This is a genomic window from Noviherbaspirillum denitrificans (assembly GCF_002211445.1).
Lineage (GTDB): Bacteria > Pseudomonadota > Gammaproteobacteria > Burkholderiales > Burkholderiaceae_D > Noviherbaspirillum > Noviherbaspirillum denitrificans.
Genome location: NZ_LSTO01000001.1, coordinates 3,017,352 through 3,022,420 on the forward strand (window position 1 = coordinate 3,017,352; position 5,069 = coordinate 3,022,420).

Annotated in this window: 7 protein-coding genes and 1 pseudogene; 3 read left to right on the forward strand and 5 right to left on the reverse strand. The window is 61.4% G+C overall.

Annotation, left to right across the window (positions count from 1 at the left end; genetic code table 11):
- The 4 genes from AYR66_RS29600 to AYR66_RS14625 form a co-directional block, all read right to left on the reverse strand.
- The coding region (locus AYR66_RS29600) for a TetR/AcrR family transcriptional regulator (RefSeq protein WP_206047181.1) at nucleotides 1-355 on the reverse strand (355 nt) is incomplete at its 3' end.
- Between the two features lie 19 nt (nucleotides 356-374).
- Nucleotides 375-1,559, reverse strand: a complete 1,185-nt coding sequence (locus AYR66_RS14615) for a thiolase family protein (RefSeq protein WP_088708088.1) — start codon at nucleotides 1,557-1,559, stop codon at nucleotides 375-377.
- Between the two features lie 37 nt (nucleotides 1,560-1,596).
- Complete coding sequence (locus tag AYR66_RS14620; RefSeq protein ID WP_088708089.1) at nucleotides 1,597-2,013, reverse strand: MarR family winged helix-turn-helix transcriptional regulator; 417 nt, start codon at nucleotides 2,011-2,013, stop codon at nucleotides 1,597-1,599.
- 21 nt (nucleotides 2,014-2,034) lie between these two features.
- Nucleotides 2,035-2,802: an enoyl-CoA hydratase gene (locus AYR66_RS14625; RefSeq protein ID WP_088708090.1), complete on the reverse strand. Its 768-nt coding sequence runs from the start codon at nucleotides 2,800-2,802 to the stop codon at nucleotides 2,035-2,037.
- A gap of 209 nt (nucleotides 2,803-3,011) precedes the next feature.
- On the opposite strand from AYR66_RS14625, the gene AYR66_RS14630 reads away from it, so the two are divergent.
- A complete protein-coding gene (locus AYR66_RS14630; protein WP_088708091.1) occupies nucleotides 3,012-3,578 on the forward strand; it encodes a TetR/AcrR family transcriptional regulator in 567 nt (188 codons plus the stop codon).
- A 37-nt stretch (nucleotides 3,579-3,615) separates the two neighbouring features.
- On the opposite strand, the gene AYR66_RS14635 is transcribed toward AYR66_RS14630, so the two are convergent.
- Nucleotides 3,616-4,074, reverse strand: a complete 459-nt coding sequence (locus AYR66_RS14635; protein ID WP_088708092.1) for a DUF4148 domain-containing protein — start codon at nucleotides 4,072-4,074, stop codon at nucleotides 3,616-3,618.
- Nucleotides 4,075-4,202: 128 nt separating this feature from the next.
- Here AYR66_RS14635 and AYR66_RS14640 point away from each other — a divergent pair, with 128 nt between their 5' ends.
- Together AYR66_RS14640 and AYR66_RS30100 are read left to right on the forward strand one after the other, a co-directional pair.
- Entirely contained in the window at nucleotides 4,203-4,691 is a 489-nt protein-coding gene (locus AYR66_RS14640; RefSeq protein WP_088708093.1) for a winged helix-turn-helix transcriptional regulator, read from the forward strand.
- 233 nt (nucleotides 4,692-4,924) lie between these two features.
- Nucleotides 4,925-5,069: pseudogene (locus AYR66_RS30100) on the forward strand (acetyl-CoA C-acyltransferase); the annotation flags it as partial.

The window sequence follows — 5,069 nt, forward strand, 5'->3', positions numbered from 1 at the left end:
GGTTCGCGCCCAGATAGGGCATCAGCACCGAGCCGATCCATTCGTCGACGCCGTCCGTGACGCCTCGCTGGCGCGGCAGCTTGTGCACTTTCCCCATCCATTCGTCCAGTGGATCAAGGAAGCGCGCCGGGCCCGAGAAACGCTCGACACTCCGGCCCAGCTCCTGCTCGATAAGGGCCTGGATGAATTCATTCTTCGAGCCGAAGAGCGTATAGAAGGTGCTGCCGGTGCGCCCTACTCCGCCCATCGCGGTGTCGACCGTGAGGGCGGGCAGGCCTTTTGTTTTCGCCATCGTCGCGCTTTGCGCAAGGAGTTGCACCTTCAGGGCAAGCTTGCGTTTGGTCGGTTTGCGCATGACGCGTGCGCGGCAGGCGTCAGACGCGTTCCAGGCAAAGCGCGATGCCCTGGCCGCCGCCGATGCACAGGGATACCACTGCCTTGTGCGTGCCGGTCCGCTTGAGCGCGTGCGCCACCTTGGTGACGAGGACGGCGCCGGTGGCACCGATCGGATGACCATGCGCGATGGCGCCTCCGTCCACGTTGAATTTCGCGGGGGCGATGTCCAGTTCGTCGCGTACGGCGATCGCGATCGCTGCGAACGCTTCATTGACCTCGAAGCGATCCACGTCGCCAACCTTCCACCCGGCACGATCGAGTGCCTGGCGGATGGCCGGCAAGGGTCCCAGTCCGAAGAAACCCGGCTCTACCCCGGCGATGCCGATGCCGCGGATCGCGAGCATCGGTTCCAGGTTGTGTTCACGCGCCACCGATGCCTTGCACACGATCATTGCGGCAGCGCCCGCGTTGACACCAGGTGCATTGCCCGCGGTGATGGTTCCGTCGGGACGGAAGGCGGGCTTGAGTTTGGCGAGTGTCTCTGCCGTGGTTTCCGGCCGTACTGATTCGTCCTCGGCAAAGCTGGTGACGACACCCTTGGCTCCTTTCAGGGACAAGGGCTCGATTTCCGCTTCGAACCATCCCGCCGCTTGCGCAGCCGCGAAGCGCTGCTGGCTTTGTGCCGCGAATGCATCCTGGGCCTCACGGGAGATGCTGAACTTCTGCACCAGGTCCTCGGTGTGCCAGCCGGAGTGCTTGCCCGAGAACGCATCATTCAGGCCATCGGTGAGGATGGCATCAATGGTTTCAGCATTGCCCATCCGTGCGCCGAAGCGCATGCCCGGCAGCAGGTACGGTGCGCGGTCCATGTTTTCCGTGCCGCCCGCGATTACGATGCGGGAGAGGCCGCTGGCGATTTCTGTGTACGCGGTTGCAATCGCCTGGGCGCCGGAGCCGCACACCCGGTTGACGGTCATCGCCGGCACGCTGACGGGAAGCCCGCCATGGATGGCCGCCTGGCGCGCGACATTCATGCCGTTGCCGGCTTGTACGACGTTGCCCATCACGACGCCGTCGACGAGCGCCGGATCCAGCCCCGCGCGCCGCACGACAGCGGCAATGACGTGCGCGCCCAGCGCCGGGGCAGGCGTGTTCTTCAACGATCCGCCGAAGCCGCCGATGGCGGTGCGGACGGGAGAGCAGATGACGATTTCGTCGCTCATGGGAATATCTCCTGGTTTGGATACACAATGGGCCGCCTTACGGCAGTGCTGGAAGGACTTCCATATAGTTGTCTGCCAGCGCGTTCAGGTCCGCCGCGCGTTCAGCGCTCAGCAGGCTGTTGAAATTCTGTTGCGCGACGAGCCAGCGCCGGTTGCCCTCGAGTTGCTTGGCCCGCCCCAATGGCGTAACCGTGACGTTCTTGCTTCTGCCGTCGAGGCCGGTGGCGACTTCGATCCAGCCTGCCATCTTCAGCGGCCTCAGGTTGCGACTCAACGTCGACTGTTCGACATGCATCGCGCGCGCCAGTCCGCGCAGGGAGACCGGCTGCAAGCCGAGGATTTCGGAAAGCAGCATGTACTGGGTTGTCTTCAGTCCCGCCTTTTTCAGTTCAGCGTCGTAGTAATGCGTGATGCTGCGGGAAAGCTGGCGGAGTTTTTGACAGGTGCAGGCCATGGTTTTCCTATGTCCGTCCGCTTACGCGAACCGCGAAAAATCCGGTGCGCGCCTCTCGAAGAAGGCCTTGAATGCTTCCTGCGCCTCTTGCGATTTCAGCCGCTCCGAAAATGCCTGGAACTCGCGCGCAATGCGGCCGCTGACCATCTGTTCCTGGTCTTCCAGCATGAGGGACTTCGTCAGGCGGACGGCGGCCGGCGGCATCGCGGCGAGCTTCGCGGCTATCGCAAGTGCGCGCGGGAGAACTTCCGCGGGCGGCAGGACTTCATTGACCAGTCCCCAGGACAATGCCTTCTCTGCCGGACATGGCTCACCGAGCAGGAACAGTTCGGCGGCGCGGCGGTGGCCGACGGTGGCCGGCAGCAGCAAGCTGGATGCGAATTCCGGGCAGAGCGCCAGTTTGACGAAGGGTGCCTGGATGACGGCGTTCTGACCGGCATAAACCAGGTCGCAGTGCAGCAGCAGGGTTGCGCCGATGCCGACGGCCGGTCCGTTGATGGCTGCGATCAATGGCTTTTCGAGCGACGTGACGGCACGCATGAAGGCGGCAGCCGGCGGATCTGCCTGGGTGCCTTCGCCACTGGCAAAGTCCGCAAGATCATTGCCGGCGGTGAACACTTCTTCGCTGCCATGCAGGAGCACGACCCGGATATCGGTCCGGGTGTTGGCTGACGCGATAAGCGTTGCCAGTTCCAGGTACATCGCGCCCGTAATGGCATTCTTGCGCTCGTGGCGATTGAAAGCGATCCGGAACACGCCTCCTTCTGCCGTACTGATGATTTCGTTCATGTAATTCTCCCGCTCCTCTAGTCTTTTATTGGTAAACGTACGTTAGCTTAAAAGGTGAAGGTGGTCAAGAATTGAAGGGGGAAGGAGTGGCAATTGCGCGGAGATTCGCGTTATGTAAAACGTACGTTTAATATAAGGTCGTATGCTAATATTTCTGGGAACCGCGCCGCGTCGTCGCTCAGGCGCTTCATTTCCTTTCAAGGCACCCTATGCGTTACTCCAACACCCACAAACAGGAAACCCGCCAGAAACTGTTGGACAGCAGCCGTGCGATCGCCAAGAAAGGCGGATTCGACACGACCGGAGTCGATGCCCTCATGTCGGCGATCGGACTGACCGGCGGGGCGTTCTACAGCCACTTCCGTTCGAAGGCTGACTTGTTTGCCGAGCTGATCCAGCTCGAAACCGAGCTGAGCACGGACATGCTGGCCGGCGACGACAACTCCCCGCCCGACCATGTGTCCAAGCGCATCAGGAACTACCTCAGCACTTATCACGCGCTGCATCCGGAAGAAGGCTGCGTGCTGGCAGCATTGGGGCCGGAGATTGCGCGCGCGTCACCGCAGGTGAAGGCGCAGGTCGAGGCGATGCTGAAGCGCCTGCAGCGCAGCTGGGCTACCCGCCTCGACGACAACGACGCAGGCTGGGCGCTCCTTGCGCAGTGCGTCGGCGCAATCGTGCTGGCACGCGTCGTCGAGAGCGAGCGCACCCGGCAGGAGATCCTGGCGTCAAGCCGGCGTTTCGTTGAGAAGGTGCAGCAGCCCGATCAGAAGTAGGCTTCGCTGGTGCACCCTCCTCGCACCACGCGTTCAATCAGCTGCCCGAGGTCGAAGTCAAGCGTGCCTTTGCCGCGCGAATCGCTTCGTCGCGCACTTCGTCGCGCGACTTGCTGCCGGCGATACGCACATGTTCCACGAATTCCTCTTGCTGGCCGACTTCCCCGCGGGCATAGGCTTGCTCAAGTTCAGCCTGCACTTCCGCCCTGGTCTTGCCGGCTGTTGCACCGGCGTATTCCGTAAATTCCGCTGATTGCGTGCCGGACTGGCCTTGCACGACGGCCTTGTCCAGTTCTGCACGGACGGCAGTGCGCGTCTTCGACGCCACGACATGCAGATGCTCGACGAATTCGGGCTGGCGGTTGAGTTCGCCACGCGCATACGCTTGTTCAAGCTCGGCGCGCACTTGTGCGCGGGTGTTGTCCTGGTCAGCGGCGTACGCTGAGGCAGAGGTGGCGATGATGGCGAGAGCGATGCTGGCAAGTTTCGTGTTCATTTGTATTCTCCAAGGCAATTAATGACATTCAGCGGCAGCATTGGCGCCGCTATTAACTTGCAAAATGCAAGTCACAGTTAAATCATAGTCGAGTGACTTTTATTTTGCAAGTGTGTACAATCAAAATCATGGAGAAGCCCGACAAATCGAAAAAGCCCTGCGCCCCGCTGACGTGCCCGATCGTCAGGTCTGTGCTCCTGATCGGAGACGAGTGGGTGCTGCTCGTGCTGCGCGCCCTGTTCCGCGGCGCCCATCGTTTCGACGAATTGCAAAAGCAGACCGGCGCGGCGACCAACATCCTGTCGAACCGTCTCGGGCGGATGGTCGAGGGCGGGCTCGTCGTGAAGATTCCGTACCAGGAGCGGCCGGTACGCTACAAGTACGAACTCACTCCTTCAGGTATCGCGCTGTTTCCGGTGGTGCTGGAACTCATGCGCTGGGGCGACGACTGGCTGCCGAACAAGGATGCGCCGCCAATGCGCCTGCTGCATACGGAGTGTGGAAAGCTTTCCCGTCCGGGCCAGAGCTGCTCGGAATGCGGCAAGCCGATCACTATCGAAAATGTCAGGCTGCTGGATGTCGAAGACAGTGCGTCTACCGTAGACAACGCGGCGTAATTTCGGCTGGGTTGCAATCAGGAAGAAGGGTGCGCCCCGCGCACCGGTACCCTGACTACGGCATTGGTGCGCGGCGCACCCTGCTTCTTTATGCGTACGAACTACGCATCCCCTCCTCCCAACAATGATTGACATCAACCCGGTCATCGGTTATCGTCCCTTGAAATAACGATCGTTTATTAAAAGATCGTAAGGTAAGAACCTGCCCCCACACCTGAAGAAGAAAGGAAATCATGCGAGAAGCCGTCATCGTATCTACCGCCCGTACCGGCATCGGTCGCGCCTACAAGGGCGCACTCAACAACACCAAGTCGCCGACCATGACCGGGCACGTAATCGCGCAAGCGGTCCTGCGTGCCGGTATTGATCCGGCCGCGG